This window comes from Pseudomonas sp. PA-5-4B, assembly GCF_021606215.1.
GTDB lineage: Bacteria > Pseudomonadota > Gammaproteobacteria > Pseudomonadales > Pseudomonadaceae > Aquipseudomonas > Aquipseudomonas edaphica.
In genome coordinates this window covers 1-19,149 of the sequence record NZ_WKDB01000007.1, presented here as the reverse complement: position 1 = coordinate 19,149, position 19,149 = coordinate 1, and the positions used below count along the sequence as shown (strand labels likewise).

13 protein-coding genes, 2 rRNA genes and 1 pseudogene are annotated in these 19,149 nt (G+C 60.6%); 3 read left to right on the top strand and 13 right to left on the bottom strand.

Annotated features, from left to right (window positions below; translation table 11 throughout):
- Nucleotides 1–8 precede the first annotated feature (8 nt).
- Nucleotides 9–896 carry a 3-hydroxyisobutyrate dehydrogenase gene (gene mmsB, locus GIW28_RS05475; protein WP_169988469.1) on the bottom strand — a complete coding sequence of 296 codons (888 nt, stop codon included), beginning with the start codon at nt 894–896 and terminating at the stop codon, nt 9–11.
- A gap of 15 nt (nt 897–911) precedes the next feature.
- Nucleotides 912–2,429 carry a CoA-acylating methylmalonate-semialdehyde dehydrogenase gene (locus tag GIW28_RS05470; protein WP_236458949.1) on the bottom strand — a complete coding sequence of 506 codons (1,518 nt, stop codon included), beginning with the start codon at nt 2,427–2,429 and terminating at the stop codon, nt 912–914.
- Between the two features lie 132 nt (nt 2,430–2,561).
- Here GIW28_RS05470 and GIW28_RS05465 point away from each other — a divergent pair, with 132 nt between their 5' ends.
- Entirely contained in the window at nt 2,562–3,509 is a 948-nt protein-coding gene (locus GIW28_RS05465) for a LysR family transcriptional regulator (protein ID WP_017137973.1), read from the top strand.
- A gap of 331 nt (nt 3,510–3,840) precedes the next feature.
- Complete coding sequence (locus GIW28_RS05460; RefSeq protein WP_017137974.1) at nt 3,841–4,131, top strand: DUF3077 domain-containing protein; 291 nt, start codon at nt 3,841–3,843, stop codon at nt 4,129–4,131.
- Between the two features lie 158 nt (nt 4,132–4,289).
- Here GIW28_RS05460 and GIW28_RS05455 read toward each other — a convergent pair whose 3' ends face one another.
- The 3 genes from GIW28_RS05455 to GIW28_RS05445 form a co-directional block, all read right to left on the bottom strand.
- Complete coding sequence (locus tag GIW28_RS05455) at nt 4,290–5,237, bottom strand: LysR substrate-binding domain-containing protein (RefSeq protein ID WP_017137975.1); 948 nt, start codon at nt 5,235–5,237, stop codon at nt 4,290–4,292.
- The gene (locus GIW28_RS05450) at nt 5,237–6,085 is read right to left on the bottom strand and encodes an EamA family transporter (protein WP_099549420.1); all 849 of its coding nucleotides are present in this window, start codon (nt 6,083–6,085) and stop codon (nt 5,237–5,239) included. The genes GIW28_RS05455 and GIW28_RS05450 overlap by 1 nt, the downstream gene beginning before the upstream one ends.
- A gap of 93 nt (nt 6,086–6,178) precedes the next feature.
- Entirely contained in the window at nt 6,179–6,505 is a 327-nt protein-coding gene (locus GIW28_RS05445) for a hypothetical protein (RefSeq protein WP_017137977.1), read from the bottom strand.
- Between the two features lie 97 nt (nt 6,506–6,602).
- Between GIW28_RS05445 and GIW28_RS05440 the strand changes: the two are divergent.
- Nucleotides 6,603–6,707 (top strand): annotated as a pseudogene (locus GIW28_RS05440) (DUF3077 domain-containing protein); the annotation flags it as partial.
- A 252-nt stretch (nt 6,708–6,959) separates the two neighbouring features.
- Here GIW28_RS05440 and GIW28_RS05435 read toward each other — a convergent pair.
- The 8 genes from GIW28_RS05435 to GIW28_RS05400 all read right to left on the bottom strand — a co-directional run.
- On the bottom strand, nt 6,960–7,451 hold the full coding sequence (locus GIW28_RS05435) for an OmpA family protein (protein ID WP_017137978.1): 492 nt from the start codon (nt 7,449–7,451) through the stop codon (nt 6,960–6,962).
- Nucleotides 7,452–7,455: 4 nt separating this feature from the next.
- Entirely contained in the window at nt 7,456–8,718 is a 1,263-nt protein-coding gene (locus tag GIW28_RS05430; RefSeq protein ID WP_017137979.1) for a diguanylate cyclase domain-containing protein, read from the bottom strand.
- Entirely contained in the window at nt 8,715–9,281 is a 567-nt protein-coding gene (locus GIW28_RS05425) for a YfiR family protein (RefSeq protein ID WP_099549471.1), read from the bottom strand. The genes GIW28_RS05430 and GIW28_RS05425 overlap by 4 nt, the downstream gene beginning before the upstream one ends.
- Nucleotides 9,282–9,423: 142 nt before the next feature.
- The gene (gene recD / locus GIW28_RS05420) at nt 9,424–11,493 is read right to left on the bottom strand and encodes an exodeoxyribonuclease V subunit alpha (protein ID WP_236447534.1); all 2,070 of its coding nucleotides are present in this window, start codon (nt 11,491–11,493) and stop codon (nt 9,424–9,426) included.
- A complete protein-coding gene (gene recB, locus GIW28_RS05415) occupies nt 11,490–15,164 on the bottom strand; it encodes an exodeoxyribonuclease V subunit beta (RefSeq protein ID WP_176992532.1) in 3,675 nt (1,224 codons plus the stop codon). Before recB ends, recD begins: the two co-directional genes overlap by 4 nt.
- Nucleotides 15,161–18,613, bottom strand: a complete 3,453-nt coding sequence (gene recC / locus GIW28_RS05410; protein WP_099549474.1) for an exodeoxyribonuclease V subunit gamma — start codon at nt 18,611–18,613, stop codon at nt 15,161–15,163. The genes recB and recC overlap by 4 nt, the downstream gene beginning before the upstream one ends.
- Nucleotides 18,614–18,775: 162 nt before the next feature.
- Nucleotides 18,776–18,891, bottom strand: a 5S ribosomal RNA gene (gene rrf / locus GIW28_RS05405).
- Nucleotides 18,892–19,042: 151 nt separating this feature from the next.
- Nucleotides 19,043–19,149, bottom strand: a 23S ribosomal RNA gene (locus GIW28_RS05400); the annotation flags it as partial.

Sequence of the window (19,149 nt, the reverse complement as noted above, 5' to 3'; positions counted from 1 at the left end):
AAACGCCCCTACTTGGGTTTGCGATAGCTGTTGATGATCGCCGAGAAGTCTTTACCCCCTTCCCCACGCTGACTCATTGATTGATACAACTGCTGGGCCACGGCGCCGAGGATCACCGGTTGCTTGGCCTGGCGTGCGGCTTCGGTAGCCAGCCCCAGGTCCTTGAGCATCAGGTCGGCGCCGAAACCACCGGTATAGCCACGGGACGACGGCGCAGTTTCAATCACGCCCGGCCATGGGTTGTAAGTGTCGGAACTCCAGCAGCGCCCGGTGGAGCTGTTGATAATCCCGGCCAGCACTTGCGTGTCGATGCCCAGCGCATCGCCCAGGGCCATGGCCTCGCTGACGCCGACCATGCTGATGCCGAGCAACAGGTTGTTGCAGATCTTGGCGATCTGGCCGGTGCCGACATCGCCGCAATGCACGATATTGCGGCCCATCTGCGCCAGCACCGGTTGCAGGGTGGCGAACAGTTCCGGGGTGGCGCCGACCATGAAGGTCAGCGTCCCGGCTTGCGCGCCACCCGTGCCGCCGGAGACGGGTGCGTCGGCCACCACCACGCCTTGTTTTGCCGCCGCGGCAGACACATCGCGAATGGTTTGCGGGTCGATGGTGCTGCAATCCACCGCCGGCACGCCTTTGCCGATGCCAGCAAGCACGCCATCTTCATTCAGCCACACGCTGCGCACATGGGCAGCGGCCGGCAGCATGGTAATCACCAGCTCCGCGCCGCTGGCCGCATCACGCGGCGAGTCGCTGATGGTGCCGCCCAGTTCGGCCAACTCTTTGAGCACTGTCTGGTTCAAATCAAACAGGTTCAGCGCATGGCCAGCCTTGATCAGGTTGCGGGCCATGGGCGCGCCCATGTTGCCCAAGCCGATAAATGCAATCTTCATGGTCGTCTCCCCAAATCAGCGCAGGTTGATGGTGGTGTTGACGCCATCGTTGACCGTGTCGTCATCGAACCAGCGGCTGGTGACGGTTTTGGTCTGGGTGTAGAACTGCACCACTTGCTTGCCATACGGGCCGAGGTCGCCGAGCTTGGAACCGCGCGAACCGGTGAAGCTGAAGAACGGCACTGGCACCGGAATCGGGATGTTGATGCCGACCTGGCCTACATCGATTTCGCTCTGGAACTTACGCGCTGCCGCACCGCTTTGGGTGAACAGGCCAGTGCCGTTGCCGAACGGGTTGGCGTTGACCAGCGCGATGGCTTCATCCAGCGTGGCAACTTCCAGCACCACCAGCACCGGGCCGAAGATTTCCTGGGTGTAGATCTGCATGTCAGTGGTCACGCCCGAGAACAGGGTCGGGCCGACGAAGTTGCCGTGTTCGAAGCCCGGCACCTTGATGTCGCGGCCGTCCAGCTCCAGCTTGGCGCCTTCTTTCACGCCGCTTTCGATCAGTTCCAGAATGCGGGCCTTGGCGCGTTTGGAGATCACCGGGCCGACATCCGTGCCCGCTTCACTGCCGGCGTTAACCTTGAGTTTTTGCGCCAGCGCTTTCAAATCCGGCAGCCACTGCTTGGCCGCGCCCACCAGCACCACCACCGAGGTGGCCATGCAACGCTGGCCTGCCGCGCCGAAACCGGCACCGACCAGGGCATTCAAGGTGTGTTCGCGGTTGGCGTCCGGCAGCACCACGGCGTGGTTCTTGGCGCCCATCATCGACTGCACGCGCTTGCCGTGTTTACCGGCTAGGTCGTACACGTGGGTACCAACGGCGGTCGAACCGACGAAAGAAACTGCCTTGATATCTTTATGGGTGCACAGCGCATCCACCACATCCTTGCCGCCGTGCACCACGTTGAGCACGCCGGCCGGCACACCGGCTTCCAGCGCCAGCTCTACCAGCAGCATCGTCGACAGAGGGTCTTGTTCGGACGGTTTGAGCACGAAAGTGTTACCGCAGGCAATCGCCATCGGGAACATCCACAGTGGAATCATCGCCGGGAAGTTGAACGGAGTGATGCCTGCGCACACGCCGATCGGCTGACGCAGGGTGTAGGTGTCGACGCCACCGGCGACGTTTTCAGCGAACTCACCCATCTGCAAGGTGCCGATGGAGCACGCGTGTTCGACCACTTCCAGGCCACGGAAAATATCGCCTTCGGCGTCGGCAATGGTCTTACCCTGCTCGGCGCTCAGGACTACGGCGATGCGCTTGGAATGTTCGCGGATCAAGGCTTGCAGCTTGAGCATGATGCGCATGCGTGCGCCGATCGGCGTGAGCTTCCAGGTTTGAAAAGCTTGATGGGCGGCGTCGATGGCGGCGTTGACTTCATCGGCGGTGGCGAAAGGGACTTTGGCCAGCACTTGTTGGGTGGCCGGGTTGACGATGTCTTGCCAGTGGGTGGTCTTGGACTCGACCCATTCACCGTTGATCAGCAACTTGACCTGTTGCACGGAAATATCGGCAGAAGCGTTCATGTGGTCTCCAAATCTTATAGTTGTGCAGAGAACCAAGGCGTTGAATCGCCTTGAAGAATGAGGCGTTCGAACTGTTTTTGGAGTATAGATGTGCAAATCTCTAATAAGAACGCACATAAAAGCCGGTCCAATATGCAAAAAAACATCACGTCATTGGGCTCCCTGAACTGGGATGACCTGAAGTTTTTCCTCGAAGTGGCCCGCACCCGCAAGGCCAGCGTCGCCGCCAAGCGCCTGGCGGTGGACTACACCACCGTGTCGCGGCGCATCAGTTCGTTGGAAGTGTCGCTCGGCACATTGCTGTTCGAAAAATCCCGGACCAACGGCTTCGTGCTCACCACCGAAGGCCAGCGTTTGCTGGGGTATGCGGAGTCCATCGAAAGCACGCTGCACATGGCCTGCGAGCAGGTGTCCGGCTCTGGCGTGGCGCTGTCCGGCCATGTGCGCATGGGCTGCACCGAAGGTTTCGGCAGCTTTTTTGTCACGCCGCAGCTCAGCCACTTTGTCGACACTTACCCGGCAATCTCGGTGGATATTTTGCCCCTGCCCCACTTCATCAGCCTGTCCAAGCGCGAAGCCGACATAGTGATCGCCCTGGAACGCCCGGAACACGGGCCGTATGTGTGCTGCAAACTGTGCGACTACAAGCTGCAGCTGTACGCGACCCAGGACTACCTCGACCAACACCCGCCGATCCGCAAACCGGCAGATTTGGCCGAGCATCCATTTATCAGCTATGTGGATGATCTGGCGTTCAGTTCGGAGCTGTTGTACCTGGCCAACGTAGTGCCCGGCGCCAGCGCGAGTTTGCGCAGTACCAGCGTGATCGCGCAGTACGTGGCGGCGCAGCAGGGCCGGTCGATGGCTATTTTGCCGTGCTTTCTGGCGGCGCAGGATCCACGGTTGTTGCCGGTGCTGGGCGAGCAGATTGCGATAACGCGGCAGTTTTGGATGTATTGCCGGGAGGATTTGCGGAAGCTGAAGCGGATTACGCTGTTGTGGGATTACATCAGGGAAGTGACGGAGCAGAACGCGGGGTTGTTGATGGGGGAAACGCGGGAGATGAGGTTCGCGGATTAAAGGGCCATCAGCGACGATTCGCTTTAATTTGCAGGACGTTTCCTAGAGACTCTCTACCCTATTGCGCCTTACCGTTTGGGTCACTAGCCTCCTGACTTCGCTGCTCATCAGCGATCGGGTTTAGCGATCCGGGTTTCAGGCGTGACACTGCCCCCAACAGTATCAGCTGGCTCTCGTCAGCTTTTAGCGTTTTATGGCGGCTGTGTGCGGGAGACTTTCGAGTCTACCCGGGATGCGCTCTGGCCCGGATCGCTAACCTGCACACAGCTGCCACCCTCTTCATGTTTAGCGATGTGATGTGGCAGCTCTACTTCAGCAGAGAGCAATCATCATGAGCAAAATCGTCCCCGATCCACCCCTTTCATCCATCACCACCCTCGGCGTCGTCACCTTCGGCGACTACGGCGAAAACCAAAAACCGCTGTTCCGCGTCAACTCCGGCATGCCCATCGAGCAAGCCTTGGAACACGCCTCCACCCTGCTGTTCTACTCCAAGAAACTCGCCATGGAAGCCGCCATGGATGTACGCGGCGAACAATACGCCTGGGCCGCACACTACCTGTGTGAGATGGGCAAAGCCGTGGTGGATGACCTGACGCAAGCGATGACGCCTACGAGCTAAAGGCTAGATCGCAGATCGTTCCCACGCTCTGCGTGGGAATGCCGCCCTGGACGCTCTGCGTCTGCTCTTGAAGTCGTGACGCGGAGCGTCACAGGATGCATTCCCACGCGGAGCGTGGGAACGATCGGAATGTGGGAGGAAGCTTGCTCCTTCCACTTCTAAACCGCACCAGCCCCAGCTATTTGCGGATACCGAGCCCGCACTTCCCGCAAAAACTCACCCGCGGTGCTCTTGAGCCAAACAATTAACCGAGCGATATCGGGCTCCGACTGTCGTCCGTTTCGGCAAATTATGTAATAGGCCGCTGGCGACATCATCACTGGGCTATTCAGCGCAACCAATGTGCCGCCTTCCAATTGGTCGTACACCAACGCAGTTCTGCCCAGCGCAATCCCTGTGCCCTTCACCGCCAGACTGATCGCCTGGCTCGAATCCGGAAATCGCGGCCCATGGTGATAAGGCGGCGCCGCCAGCCCCTGAAATGCAAACCAGCTTTCCCACCCCGGACACACCTGATCGTCCACCCGATGGATCAGCGGGTACCGGGCGACATCTTCCTGTGCAATATCACCCTTCAACCGCAGAAACTCCGGCGAACAAACGGGGAACACCGCGTCGCGCATCAGCAGTTCAACATGATGATCCGGGTAGTCGCCGTACCCCATCACCACCGCGACATCGTATTGATGAGCCTCCAGGCTGGCGCCGCTCATGTCAGCGCTGGTCAACACCAGGTCAATGTTGAACGAGGCCTCAGTGTGAGAGCCGTGCATTCTGGGAATCAGCCACGTCGAACAGAGGGAAGAGGTGCATGAGAGGTACAACGGCTGGGATTTACCGGGGTTGAGCGAATGCAGCACCCCGTCCAGCGCCTTGAAAAATCCGTCGGTTACCGGCAATAAGGCCTGCCCCGCTGCCGTCAGCTTCACACCGCGCGAGTGCCGCTCAAACAACAGCACGCCCCACCACTCCTCAAGGCCCGCAATTTGATGACTGATGGCACTGGCGGTGAGGTTGAGCTCAGAGGCAGCACGCGCAAAACTACCCGTTTGCGCTGCGCTGACGAACGCTTGAAGCATGGGTGTGGGAGGCGGACGCTGGGCCATCAGGTGCTCACTTTGATCAAGATGATCCCGCAAACAATGACGAATGCCGACAGCATCCGTCGCCAACCGAACCGTTCATGAAAGAACAGCGCGGCAATAATGGCGCCGATAATAACACTGGTTTCCCGCAGCGCTGAGACCTTGGCGACCGCATCCAGCGATAACGCAAACAACACAAATCCGTAAGACGCCAGGTAAAAAACACCGCCTAACAGGCCTACTCGCCAATGCCCACGTATTGCTTGAGCCAAGGCTGAACGCTCTTTGGAATACGCCAGCACAGGGATCGGAATACTCTGGAACACTGTCAGGTAGATGATGTACTGCATTACCGTCTCACTCGCTCTTACACCTTTGGCATCCACCACCGTGTAAGACGCAATAAACACGCCGGCGCACACCGCCATCAGGATCGGTTTAAACATCTGCGCCGTCATCCTGCGCACAAAGGTCAGGCTGATAATCCCCACACAAATCAGCAACACTCCGGTCAAAGCCTGGAGTGACAACTGCTCATGCAGCAGAAAGTAGGAAAACAGCGCGACCAATACGGGCGGTACCCCACGCATCACGGGGTAAACCTGGCCGAAGTCACCCGTTTCATACGCCTTGATCAGAAATAGCCGATAGACCGTATTGAGCATCACGGAGACGAGGATATAGCCCCCAACCTCCAGGCTCGGCACTCTGACAAATGGCAAGGCCAGCAGGCATATCACTAGCGCGGTACCATCAACCATGGCCAAGGTCATGAAGCGACTGCTACCGGCGCGGACTACAGCGTTCCAGGTGGCGTGCATGAAGGCAGAGATCAAGACCAGCGTGATCGCGATATCGGAGTTGTCCATGGGGCTCGGCTTTTTCTTTTTGAGATAAAAACACTTCAAATGTCTAGCAGGCCATGTCTGATAACTTGCTCATTCTAGGTATCGAGACAACACTCAAGAAAAATCGAAATGCACAGCCATGGGTGCATTTTTCGACAGCGCTAACCGTTCTGACTGATCAATCATCGCTGCATTCCAGAACGTTACGCGGCGCTTCGAATCTCGAGCCGCTATTGCCTGACTGTCGCGCTGCAACGCCGAGAACATAGACGAATCAACTGTTACATCCGCCCCGGAATAAATCAGAGCGAGTACCTCAGCATTACTGATAGACATCGGCTTCTTGTCCGGAAGTTGAGTGGGTGTGCCTTGTAGTTCATCAACCAAGGCTGTTGCATGGCTGCACACCTCTTGGCTGAAATTACTGCCTTTTATGATCATCGAGATTCTTTAAGGTGGTTAGTTAGAGCGCCCATTTAACTAAGCCCACCACTTGCGAAAAAGCGAAACCTCATCAGCTTAGCCATCAAGATTCGTCATGAGTGTGGGTGTAGAGCAATACCCATGGGCCGCGCATTACCTGTGTGAGATGGGCAAAGCCGTGGTGGATGACCTGACACAAGCAATGACGCCAACGGGCTAAACGCTAGATCGCAGATCGAATGCCGCCTTGGACTCTCTGCGTCTGCTCTTGAGTCGTGACGCGGAGCGTCACAGGATGCATTCCCACGCGGAGCGTGGGAACGATCGGAGGTCTGGCACAAATAAGTGTGGGAGCTGGCTTGCCTGCGATGGCGGTGGGTCAGGCAGCTTATCTACTGCTGATATACCGCCATCGCAGGCAAGCCAGCTCCCACAGTTGACCGCATTGCCACGTTGGGATTGAGTGAGGTGCTTAGTCGGCAATCACGACGATCGACACGCGCCGGTTCTCGGTGCGGCCTGCCACGGTGGTGTTTGACGCCACCGGTTCGCTGCTGCCCAGGCCGCGCAGTTGGATGTTTTCTTCTTTCATGCCCACGCTGGTCAGCACCTTGCCCACGCTTTTTGCGCGGCGCAGGGACAGTTGCTGGTTGTAGGTTTCTTTGCCCGAGGCGTCGGTGTGGCCGTCTACGCGCACGCGGTCGATACCGGCGCCCGTCAGGGCTTTGCCGATGCGTTCGACGATGTCGGTGCTGGCTTTGTTGAGGCTTTCGACGTCGCTGCCGAACAGCACTTTGCCGGATAACCCGAAGGCCCAGCCTTCGTCGGTGAGTTCAAAGCCTTGTTGTTTGAGGACCGCGACTTGGGCCGGGGTCAGGCCTTTGGGCGGCGGCGTCTGGCAGCCGCCGAGGGCCAGGAAGGCAACCAGTAAAGTGATAAACAGAACACGCGTTTTCGAGAACAAGGGATCAACTCCTGTGTTGAACGTTGGCAGCGGTAGGCTCCGCCTCCGCCGTTTGCTGGCCGCCTTGAGACAGCCGCTTGGCTTGGTACATGGCCGCGTCGGCGGCATTAAGCAGGGTGCCGGGAGTGGCGCCATGATCGGGGTAGATGGCGATGCCGATACTGAGGGAGGTCAGCACCTGGGTATTGCCGGGCAACGGGATTGGTTTGTCCATGCTGGCAATGATCTTGTCGGCGATGCGCTGGGCATCCTCGGCCTTGTGCAGCGGCGCCAGCAGGATCGCGAATTCATCACCGCCCAGGCGCGCCACCAGGTCATCCTCACGCAGCTGCGCACGCACGCGTTCGGCGACGGCGACCAGCACGGCATCGCCGGCGGCGTGGCCAAAGTTGTCGTTGATGTCTTTGAAGCGGTCGCTGTCGAGGAACAACACCGCCACTTTCTCATTGATCTTGGCGGCGCTGCGCAGTGCGCGAATCAGGCGGCCTTCGAAGAACGCGCGGTTGGGCAAGCCGGTGAGGCTGTCGTGGCTGGCTTGGTGGGCGAGGGTTTCATTTTCACTTTGCAGGTGGCTTTGCCAGGCTTCCATCTCACCGAGCAAGGCGTTGAAGTCGCTGCCGAGGCTATCGAGTTCGGCGATCTGCGCCGGTGGCACACGGCGGTCGAAATCGCGCTCGCTGCGGGCGGCGTGGGCCACGGCGGCAAGGCTTTGCAGCGGTTGGGTGATGCCTTGCAACAGACGCCGCGCCAGGTACAACGCAACCCAGGCGCTGAGCGCGGTACAAATCAGAATCCCGGCCAGGCCACTGAGCAAAAAGCGCAGCAGGCTGCCGCCATGGCCGACCAAGTGAATGCTGCCGACGGGCTGGCCCTGGTGCAGGACCGGCTGGCTGATAGGCTGTTCGAGCAGGGTGTGCGCCACCGCCAGCTCGACCTTGGAGAGCATGCCGGTTTCGGGCCGTACCCATTGCGCCAGCAGCTTGCCGTTGGCGTCGAAGACTTCGGCCTGGGCCACTTCTTCAGTCGATGCAATCAGGCTCAGCGCTTCGGTGGCGGCGGCACTGTCATCGAACACCACCGCAGCTTCCACGGTGTAGTTGATGGAGCGCGCGATCAGGTGCAGGTTGTGTTCGGCATACACCCGCAGCGCCAGCACACCGAGCAGGGTCAGCGACACACTGGCCAGGGTCACGGCCACCAGTGCCAGGATCAAATGCCCACGGCCAATGACCGAACGCAAGGTCGGCCGCGCTTTAGCGGTTCTCATGGCGCTGGCGCTCGACGTCGGGACAGTTGCAACACACTGGGGTGGATGCGCACGCCGCTACGGGCGACGGAATCCAGGTTGACCTCGAACGACACTTGCTCATCGCCCACGCGCAGGCAGAACAGGCTGCCCACGGTGCATTGGTCGCCGCCTTCGCTGATGCTGAGCACCGGGTGGCCGATCAATGAGGTGAACAGGCGGCTGCGTTCATCGGCGGTGAGTTTGCCGATGTAAATGGCGTCGCAGGCACTGACGATATCGGGATTATCGGCCAGCAGGCGCTGCACCACCACCGGGCGGCCAGTGGCCTGGGTGGTGCCTTTGACAAGGTCGTCGGTGTATTGGGTGGGGCCGACGATGCACAAGCGCAGTTGTGCAGGCTCCACCGGCCAACGGGCATAACTGAGGATGCCGAGTACCACTTGGGTGACCGCCTGGGCGCGGTGATCCGCCAGGCTGGGCGTCTGCGCAAATACACGCGGGGCGAGCAGGCATAGCACCGCCACCAGTAACATGCGTCTCCAGCTCAAACTGCGCTCTGTGGGCGAGACAGCCACGTTCATGCAGCAATTCTCTCAAATATTTTACAGGGTGATGCCGCAACGATAGCACAGCGGCGGAAAACCCCACGAACTGGGGGTTTATCAAAGCCCGCTATATTTTCAGAAAAATCAGACAACTAAACCAGAAATATTTAATGACCAATCAGTCAGTTTTATCGAGGGCGGCATCCAACTCCAGCATCAACCCGCTCAGGCGTTTGACCTTGCGCCGCACCGCTTCTTCAAACACCCCGCCTCGCGGTTCGATCAAACTGAACCAGCGTTTGGCGCGGGTGATGCCGGTGTAGATCAGCTCTTTGGTCAGCACCGGGTTCAGCGCATCGGGCAGGATCAGCGCCGTGTGAGTGAATTCGGAGCCCTGGGATTTGTGCACGGTCATGGCGTACACGGTTTCCACATCATTCAGACGGCTGGGCAGTACAAAACGCACCCCACCCTGGCCATCGTTGCGTGGGAAAGCCACACGCAACACCTGTGGGCCGCCGTCGCTTTCGGGCAGTTTGAGGGCGATGCCGATGTCGCCGTTCATCAAGCCCAGGCCGTAGTCGTTGCGCGTCATCAACACCGGGCGGCCTTCGTACCATTGGTCATCGCCTTCGATCAGCCGCACTTTGCGCAAGGCGGCGGTGATGCGCTGGTTTAAACCTTCCACGCCCCATGGGCCTTTGCGCACGGCGCAGAGCAGCTGGAAGGCGTCGAAGGCTTGCAATAGTTGTTGCGCCCAGTGGGTCCAGGCGGCGTCTTCGCGCGGTGTGTCGAGGGCCGGCCGCGCGCTGTGCAGCAGATTCAGGTAATAGCGATAACCCTGGGCGTCGTCGCCCTGCCCGTCCAACACCAGGCGCTCAAGCGCGTGATCGTGTTCGCCCTTGAGGCTGAGGCAGAACAGGTCGTTGTGGCTGCGCGCGGCAAGCAGTCTGCGCGCCTCTTCGGCATTTTGCTGGTTAACCCAACGCGCCAGTTGGCCGATGCCACTGCCTTCGCCGAAGCGTCGCGAATAGCGCAGCATGACCACTTGCTGGGCGAGCGGATGACTGCCATCGAGATCTTCCTGCAGGCCGCTGGCGCTGAGGTCTTCGCCGCTGACCGCTTGCAGCCACTGGCGCGTGTCGGGGCTGTACCAGCCGGCTTCGGCATCACGGCAGAGGTCGCCGAGCACCGCGCCAGCTTCTACCGAGGCGAGTTGGTCTTTGTCCCCGAGCAATACCAGGCGTGCGTGGGGCGGCAACGCGTCCAGCAGGTTGGCCATCATTTCCAGGTCGATCATCGAGGCTTCGTCCACCACCAGCACGTCCAATGGCAACGGGTTGCCGAGGTGATGTCGAAAATGTCGCGTGCCGGGGCGGCTGCCGAGCAGGCGGTGAACCGTGGTGACCTGGGTGGGGATTTTTTCCCGCACGCTGTCCGGCACATTCAGCGACAACACTTGCTGGCTGATGGATTCGGTGAGGCGTGCGGCGGCTTTGCCCGTGGGCGCGGCGAGGCGGATGCGCAATGGGCTGTTGGCCTCTACCGCCGGGGCCTGCAGCAGCGCGAGCAAGCGCACTACAGTGGTGGTTTTACCCGTGCCGGGGCCGCCGGTAACGATGCTGAAGGCACCGCGTGTGGCCAGGGCGCAGGCAAGTTTTTGCCAGTCGATCACGCCGTCCGGCGGCGCTTGATCGAACAAGGTGTTCAGGCGTTGCGGCAAATCAGTGGCGACGGTTTCCAGGGTGGCCAGGCGCAGGCGTAATGCCATGTCGATGCGCCGTTCGTAGGTCCAGTAGCGGCGCAAATACAGGCGTTTGCCGGACAGCACCAGCGGGCGGCTTTGGGCCGATTCAGTGCCATCAACAGCCAGCGCGACCAAGTGGCTGGCGGCCAGCGCCTGGCACCAGTGGGCGCCATCAAGGCCGTCGAGCAATTGCGAGGGCAGCAACATGGCGCCGGTTTGCAGGTCGCCTTCGGGGGGCAATGACAGGGCAAAGTCTGGCGCTTTAAGGGTTTCGAACAAGTCCAGGCAGACGTGGCCATGGCCCAATTGGTGGCTGGTCAATGCGGCGGCCAGCAATACCAGTGGGTCGGCCTGCGGGTCGAGTTCGTGGAGGAAACCGACGAAGGCTTTGTCCAATGCGCGCAGCCAGCCACGCTCAACCCAGCGTTCCAACAACTGCAACAGGTCGGCGGCGCGACTGAGTGGCATCAGGTCCTCAAGCGGTAAGGGCGACAGGCTCATAGCAGCACTCCTTGTTCCCAGGCGGGCTCAACCTTGGGCGGTATGGGTTTGCCCTGGAACAACAGGTCCAAGCCTTCGATCAGCTCCCGTGGCGGCCGGGTGAAATACGCGCCCTGGCTGGTGGCCTGGGTGCCCCGCAGGAACAGGTACAGCGCACCGCCAACATGGCGGTCGTAGTCGTAATCCGGCAGGCGCGCCTTCAGCTGGCGGTGCAGGGCCAGCAGGTAAAGTACGTATTGCAGGTCGTACCGATGCTCGAGGATCGACTGTTCCATGGCGTCCTGCGTGTAGGCCGAATTGTCAGGGCCGAGCCAGTTGGATTTGTAGTCGGCCACGTAATAACGGCCGTCGTGTTCGAACGTCAGGTCGATAAAACCCTTGAACATACCGTTGAGCAGCACCGGTTCGGCGGCCACTCGGGACACGCCGTTGTGGGTGTGCTGGCACACTAGCTTGTCGAGGGCCAGCACGTCGACTTTGTGGCTGGCGAACCAGAACTCCATTTCGATCTGGTAGTGCTGCAGGCTGCTGAGGGCGACTAGATCGTTATCTACCGGCAGCGGCGTTTGCAGCAAATGGCCGAGCCAGCCGCTGAGGGTGACGATCCAGCCTTCCCAGTTGCGCCGATTACAGCGGGCGCCCACGGCTTTTTCGATGGCCTCGGGCGTCACGTTGAAGCCTTCCTCGCCCGCCCATTCCAACAGACCATGGAGAAAGGTGCCGGGGTTAGGGCCACGTGGGAAACGGTGAATGTCGCCGCCAGACGCTGCCACTTCACGCGGTGCGTCGGGGTCGAGGCGTTCGTCGTCGAACAGCTTCTGGGCTTGTGGGCTTTCTGGTGCTTCTAGATTAGCGGCGCTCATGCTGTCGCCAATTCTTAGCGCACTGTAAGAAGCGATCCACCAGTTTTCAGCGGCTTTGCGCGCGGGCAGTAACGGTGCCAGCAAGGTAGCCTCGTTACGCGGCGGGTGGAACAGGCTGTATTGCGCGTCGGGCACGTGGGTGTAGTGGATGGCAGCGCAGCCCTCCTGCAAGTCCAGCAGCCAGCGCGCCAGACCAGCGGATTCGCCCAACGAGGCACCGCCACCGAGCAGATAACCCAGCGCGGACAGGTGCAAGACCGAGCTGCTGTTATTGCCACGTTTGAGGTCGGCAATGCCCAACCAGCACGCGTGTTTGGCACGCGTGAGGGCGACGTAGAACAACCGCAGGTCTTCGGCCAGGCGCTCGTCGTCGGCTTGGGTAATCAACTCGGCGGTCGGCCGCAGGCTGACTTGGGATTTGCCCTGTTCGTCGTGGTAATGCAGCGGCAAACGGCTGCCATCCACCGGCTTGACCGAGCAGATAAACGGCAGGAAGACCAGGTCGTATTCCAGGCCCTTGGATTTGTGGATGGTCACCACCTTGACCAGTTGTTCGTCGCTTTCCAGGCGCAGAATCTGTTCTTCACCGGCCTGGCCCGACAGTGCCAGGTGTTCGGCCAGGTGGCGAATCAATGCTTGCTCGCCATCCAGCTCTGACGCGGCCTGTTGCAGCAGTTCGCTCAGGTGCAACAGGTTGGTCAATACGCGTTCGCCGTCACTGCGGGCGATCAGGGTTTGCGGCAGTTTGAAATCATGCAGCAGGCGTCGCAGCATCGGCAGCACGCCTTGGGTACGCCAGATCGCGCGATAACCACGGAACTGCATCACGCGGGTTTCCCACGCCAGTTCGTCCTGGTTCAGACGCTCCAGTTCCGCCAGTGACAGGTTCAGGGTGACGCAGGCCAGGGCGGCGCGCAGTGGGCGCTCGACGTCCGGCTCGGCGCAGGCCTTGAGCCAGGCCAGCAGGTCGTGGGCTTCCTGGGCGGCGAACACCGAATCCTTGTCAGACAGATAAACGCTGCGTACACCACGGGCGGCCAGTTCGGCGCGCACGGCTTGGGCTTCCTTGCCGTCGCGCACCAGGATGGCGATGTCTGACGGGAGTACGCCTTTTAAGCTGCCATCCGGTTGTAGGAAACCCGCGCGGCCCTGCTGCCCGCCATTGAGCAACTCAACAATTTGCGTAGCACAGGCCGCCGCCAGTTGTTGGCGATAGACCGCGTTGGAAATCGGCTGATCGGTGGGCAGGTGCCAGAGGTTCATCGCCGGCAAGGTTTGGCCATCGACCTGCAACTGCTCTTTGCGGCCTTGGGACAACACCGAGTGGAACGGCACCGGGTTGTCGCCATTTCGCTCACGGAACAGGAACGCGCCACGGCCGGTCTCGGCACGCTGGAACACATGGTTGACCGCCTCGACCATCGCGTGGCTGGAACGGAAGTTGGTGCCCAGGGTGTGATGGCGGCCGGTGGTGGACTGGCGGGCGCGCAGGTAGGTGTAGATGTCGGCGCCACGGAAGGCGTAAATGGCCTGTTTGGGGTCGCCGATCAGGAACAGGCCACTGTCTAGGTGGTTTTCTTCGATGCGGTAGATGCTGTCGAAGATGCTGTATTGCACCGGGTCGGTGTCCTGGAATTCGTCGATCAGGGCGACCGGGAATTGCTCACGGATCACATTGGCCAGGCGCTCGCCGCCGTCGGCTTGCAGGGCGGCGTTGAGGCGGATGAGCATGTCGTCGAAGCCCATTTCGGCGCGGCGGCGTTTTTCTTCTTCGAAGCGTTTACCGACCCAACCGGCGGCGTGTTGCAACACGGCGGCATCGGGGGTTGGCAGCGCGTCGAGGCTGGCCTTGAGGCTGGTCATGGCGTCGATGCCAGGGTGACGCGGCGGCTCGCCCTTCCAGGCTTCGGCCATGCCATCGGGCGTGAGGCGGGTGAAGCCGGTGCCGATGTCGAGTTGTTCGAGGGTTTCGTCAGCGGCCCAGGCGCTGATCTTTTCGAACCAGGGTTCGAAGTAACGCGCCTGCATCTTGCGGCCGTCGACGGCTTTGGCGGCGACGGCTTGCAGGCAGATATCGCGCAGCTCGATGGCCCATTGTTGCCAGGGCGCCTTGAGCGCGACCAGCGCTTGGCGGCGTTCTTGCAAGCAAGCGTTGATCAATTCGGCCGGCTCACGGGTTTCATCGGTGGGCCGTTCGCTGCCGAACAGCGCGCGCACGCGTGGCATCAGCGCGGCGGGGCCGCTCCAGTTTTTGCGCACCCAGTTGAGCGCATCGTCGTGCATTGGGTAGCAGAACAGCCGCCAGTAATCGCGCAGCACTTCGCCGAGCAGGTCGCTGTGGTCGGTTTCCAGGGTTTGGGTGAACAGGCTGCCGCTGTCGAACGCGTGTTCGCGCAGCATGCGCTGGCACCAACTGTGGATGGTCGAGACGGCAGCTTCGTCCATCCATTGGGCGGCGATGTCCAGGCGGTTGGCACAGGCAGGCCATTGCTCGGGCAGGTATTGGTCACGCAGGTCGGCGATCAGGGCGTCCGGTTGCTCAATTTCGTCGCGGAAGAACCGCGCGGCTTCGGCGAGGCGGATGCGGATGCGTTCGCGCAGCTCTTTGGTGGCGGCGTCGGTGAAGGTCACCACCAGGATTTGCGGTGGCAGCAGTTCACGACCAAAGCCGGATTCTTCACCACCGTGGCCAAGCACCAGGCGCAGGTACAGGGCGGAAATGGTGAAGGTCTTGCCAGTGCCGGCGCTGGCTTCAATCAGCTGGCTGCCTTTGAGTGGGAAGGCCAGGGCCAAAGGTTTACTGATCATGCGCTGGCCTCCTCGCTGCTGAGTGACCGCCATGGGGCGTTGATCAAGGGCCGATACAGGGTCTCGGCCCAACCTTCGAATTCTTCGCTGGCGATGAGCGTGGTGTAATCCGGGAATTGGCGGGTGAGCGCCGGGGTTTCGCGGCGTTCGCCGTCGGTGGTCAGGCCGTCACCTTCGTAGGCTTTGCTGGCTGCCGCCTGGGCCTTGTCGGGGTCGGTTTGGCCGAGCCAGGCGAAGGCGGTTTTCACGGCGACGGGCAGTGGTTTGCGCATGCCGGTGTGCCAGGCCAGTAAAAGGTTGCCGAGTATTTCCTGGGCGACGGTTTTTTCCAGCGGGGCCAGCAGCAGGGTGTCGTCACTGGCGACCAGCCCGGTACTGAGTGGCAAGCCGCAGGCGCAGGCCACCACATGATTGACCCACGGGCGGATCAGTCGATGCCACTTGCGGGTCTTGATCGAGCCAATGCTGTTGGGGATGGTGGTGACGCTTAACAATCCGCCATCACTGCGCCGATGCAGGCCACTGATCCAGCCTTCGAGTTCAATGCCTTGATGCTCAAAACTGATCGGTTCGGCAGCGGTTTGTGGCGTAGGCCAGAGCGCCAGTAAGTGTTGATAACGCTGCAGTAGATCGGGCAATGGCTCGACCAATTCATTACGCAGGCATTCGCCGAAACCGACCATGGGCAGCAGGCCACTGCCTTGCAGGCGCAGGGCTTGGGCATTCAGGGCCTGGTCTATGTGATCGGGCTGGGCCAAGGCTGCATTGAGCAGGCTGTCGCTGAGGCTGTAGCGTTGCAAGGCATCGAGAACGAAAGGTTCTTCATCGGCCAGCGGGACTTCAGCGGCTTCGAAGAACACTTTCAGACGCTGGCTGAAGAAGTGTTTGACGGGGTTGCGCACAAAGTCTTGCAACTGACCGAGGCTCAGAGGTTCTTCCTGGTGGTGCTCTGCCAAGTGTTCTTCTGTAGCCGTGGCCACGGGTGCTTGATGGAGCAATTGCCATTCGCGGGCGTAGCTGAACAGCGCATCACCTTCGTGGAAATAGCGGGCGCTGAAGGGTTGGAGTGGGTGCTCCTGGGTCATGGCTTCCAGCAACGGTTCTTGTGTGTCTGCGTTATGCCAGCCGCTGGCGAGGTGGTCACGCAATTGGCCGATCAATACCGAGGCAGGGCGGTCGCTGTTGTCGCGGATGCTGCGGCCTACCCAGCTGATATAGAGCTGATCGCGGGCGGACAGCAGCGCTTCGAGCAGCAGGTAACGATCGTCTTCGCGGCGTGAACGGTCGCCGGGGCGGTAGTCGCTGCCCATCAGGTCGAAGTCCAGCGGCGGTTGGGCTCGCGGGTAGTCGCCGTCGTTCATGCCGAGCAGGCAGACCAGCTTGAACGGGATGGCGCGCATGGGCATCAGGGTGCAGAAATTGACAGCCCCAGCAAGGAAGCGCTGGGACAGGCGGCCTTGGTCGAGGCCGGCGAGCCAGGCTTCGCGGACGACGGTAAGGGGTAACTCGTCCTGCAGGCCGACGGACTCGCAGGTTTCCAGCCAGTCTTCTCGCAGTTGTTCGAGTTGGCCGAGTAGATAGTCGTCGTGCTCGCTGCTGGGCAGGAAGAACAGCTGCATCAGGCGTTGCAGGCGCTCGCCCCATTCTGGGGGGCTTGCCGGTTGTGACAAGGCTTGATGAGCGTGGTTTAGCGCATCGAGCAAGGCGACCAGTGGGCCGATCAACGCGGCGTCCAGCCCGCCGATTTCATCGTAGGGCTCAATACCGTCACAGGCGATTCCAGTGCCCACGGCATAACCCAGCAACATACGGCGCAGGCCGAATCGCCAGCTGTTTTGCTCAAGCTCCTGGGGGAGGCCGAGGCCGGCGCGCTGTTCGGCGTTGAGGCCCCAGCGAATGCCGGCGCCTTCGATCCAGCGGTGCAGCGTGGGCAGATCACGTTCCTTGATGGCAAAACGTTCGCGCAAGGCGGGGACGTCGAGCAGGTCGAGGATTTCGCTGACGGGGAAGCGGCTATCTGGAAGTTTTAGCAGGTGTTCGACGGCGATCAGCAGCGGATCGCGGCCGCGTTGGCCTTGGTCGGTGAGGGTGAACGGGATGAAGCGTGGGTCGTTTCGCTCAAGCTGGCCGAAGACGGCGCGGATGTGCGGCGCATAGCTGTCGACGTCGGGGACCATGACGATGATGTCACGCGGGCGCAGTGTGGGGTCGGCGCTGAAGCGTTGGAGCAATTGGTCATGGAGGATTTCCACTTCGCGTTGGGCGCTGTGGGCGACGTGGAAGCGGATGGAGCTGTCGTGATTTAGATCGACGCCCGGCCACAGTTCGCGGGTTTCATTGAGTGGGCGCAGTTCGAGGATGTCGTCCTGCAACTGGTTGAGCAACGTGGTGGGTTCGTTGTCGCTGAACAGGTCGATGCGGCCATCACGGAAGGCGGCGCGGTAGCTGTTGGGGTCGTCGTAGCTGTCCAGCAGGCTAATGTAGTCGCGGCCCTGTTTGCCCCAAGCGGCCAGCAACGGGTGCGCATGCTGGTGCAGGGTTTGCGGGTCGATGGTGACTGGCATGCCGGCTTTGCGCGCCTGGCGTTTGTACTCGTTACGCAGCAGGTCTTTGTCGGCGACGATGTCGGACCAGTGGTGGCGACAAGGGTTGTGTACGCACAGCAGGACTTGGCTGAAGCGTGCCAGGCCGGCGAGTGCCTCCAGCGCTTGGGCGGGCAAGGATGAGATGCCAAAAACGATGACTCGGGACGGCAGCCCCTGAGGGGCTTTTTCGAGGGTGTTGATCCGCTCGATGAAACGCTGGTGAACACCGGCACGGCTTTCGGCCATGCCCTCTTCACCAACGTCCAATAGCAGTGCGCGCCATAGTTCGGCCTGCCAGCAATTTGCCGGGTTCAGGGGCTTTGCTTCGCCTCGGCCATTGCGCAGTTGATGGCGGCCAGCGGCCCAATCTTCCAGCCAGTCGGCGCGGTAGACCTGGTATTGGTCGAACAAGTCGGCCAGGCGTTCGGCCAGTTGATAGCGTTTGCGCAGGTCGGTGTCGTCGGTGAGAAAGCGCTGCAGGGGCTCGAAGTGCGGTTGATCGATGAGCTCCGGGAGCAAGCGCATCAAGCGCCAGGTCAGCGGGGCCTTATCGAGCAGGGATTTGGGCGGGATTTCATCCTTCCCCAAGACCATGCGATAGAGCTGCCACATGAAGCTGCCGGGGAGTTGCACGTCGATAGCCGCAGCGATGCCACAGCCGCCCATATCATCTTCTTCCGGATCCTCTGCCAAGGCCAACTTGAGCCATTGGGCAATGCCGTTGCTCTGGACCAAGGCAATTTCGTTTTCCAGAGGAGCCAGGGGATAACGGCGCATCCAGCTGACTACCAGACTGCGCAGTTCGTCCAGGCGGTTGCCGTGAACCACCATGAATCCAGCGCTGAGGGACGTCGCATCCGGCATAACGGCTTCCTTGGGAAAAGCAAAATCGAGGCATGGACTTTAGCATTGAAGGCGGTGGCAGGCTGCAACAGGGAAACGCTTGATACATTGCGTGCCCACACTTTTCGACCGCCCAAAACAAAACCCCTGATTGCGTTAGCAATCAGGGGTTTTGGAATTTAATCTTGACGATGACCTACTCTCACATGGGGAAACCCCACACTACCATCGGCGATGCATCGTTTCACTACTGAGTTCGGGATGGGATCAGGTGGTTCCAATGCTCTATGGTCGTCAAGAAATTCGGGTACTGAGTCGTAGCCAGTTGGCTTCGCTTCAGCAAATTGGGTATGTGACAGCTTTCGGTGTTTTGTGAGCGTCGAACTTTCGGTTCATCTCGTCTTCACACACCGCAATCTGGCCTTTCGACTCAAATTGCTTGGGTGTTATATGGTCAAGCCTCACGGGCAATTAGTATTGGTTAGCTCAACGCCTCACAGCGCTTACACACCCAACCTATCAACGTCGTAGTCTTCGACGGCCCTTCAGGGGACTCA

Bases quoted from the DNA above. Each gene is read 5' to 3' on its own strand.
- GIW28_RS05460 (WP_017137974.1), top strand. From the start codon at position 3,841: ATGAGCAAAATCGTCCCCGATCCACCCCTTTCATCCATCACCACCCTC.
- GIW28_RS05465 (WP_017137973.1), top strand. From the start codon at position 2,562: ATGCAAAAAAACATCACGTCATTGGGCTCCCTGAACTGGGATGACCTG.
- recC (WP_099549474.1), bottom strand. From the start codon at position 18,613: ATGCCGGATGCGACGTCCCTCAGCGCTGGATTCATGGTGGTTCACGGC.
- recD (WP_236447534.1), bottom strand. From the start codon at position 11,493: ATGAGCCTGTCGCCCTTACCGCTTGAGGACCTGATGCCACTCAGTCGC.
- recB (WP_176992532.1), bottom strand. From the start codon at position 15,164: ATGATCAGTAAACCTTTGGCCCTGGCCTTCCCACTCAAAGGCAGCCAG.
- GIW28_RS05445 (WP_017137977.1), bottom strand. From the start codon at position 6,505: ATGATCATAAAAGGCAGTAATTTCAGCCAAGAGGTGTGCAGCCATGCA.
- GIW28_RS05425 (WP_099549471.1), bottom strand. From the start codon at position 9,281: ATGAACGTGGCTGTCTCGCCCACAGAGCGCAGTTTGAGCTGGAGACGC.
- mmsB (WP_169988469.1), bottom strand. From the start codon at position 896: ATGAAGATTGCATTTATCGGCTTGGGCAACATGGGCGCGCCCATGGCC.
- GIW28_RS05455 (WP_017137975.1), bottom strand. From the start codon at position 5,237: ATGGCCCAGCGTCCGCCTCCCACACCCATGCTTCAAGCGTTCGTCAGC.
- GIW28_RS05450 (WP_099549420.1), bottom strand. From the start codon at position 6,085: ATGGACAACTCCGATATCGCGATCACGCTGGTCTTGATCTCTGCCTTC.
- GIW28_RS05470 (WP_236458949.1), bottom strand. From the start codon at position 2,429: ATGAACGCTTCTGCCGATATTTCCGTGCAACAGGTCAAGTTGCTGATC.
- GIW28_RS05430 (WP_017137979.1), bottom strand. From the start codon at position 8,718: ATGAGAACCGCTAAAGCGCGGCCGACCTTGCGTTCGGTCATTGGCCGT.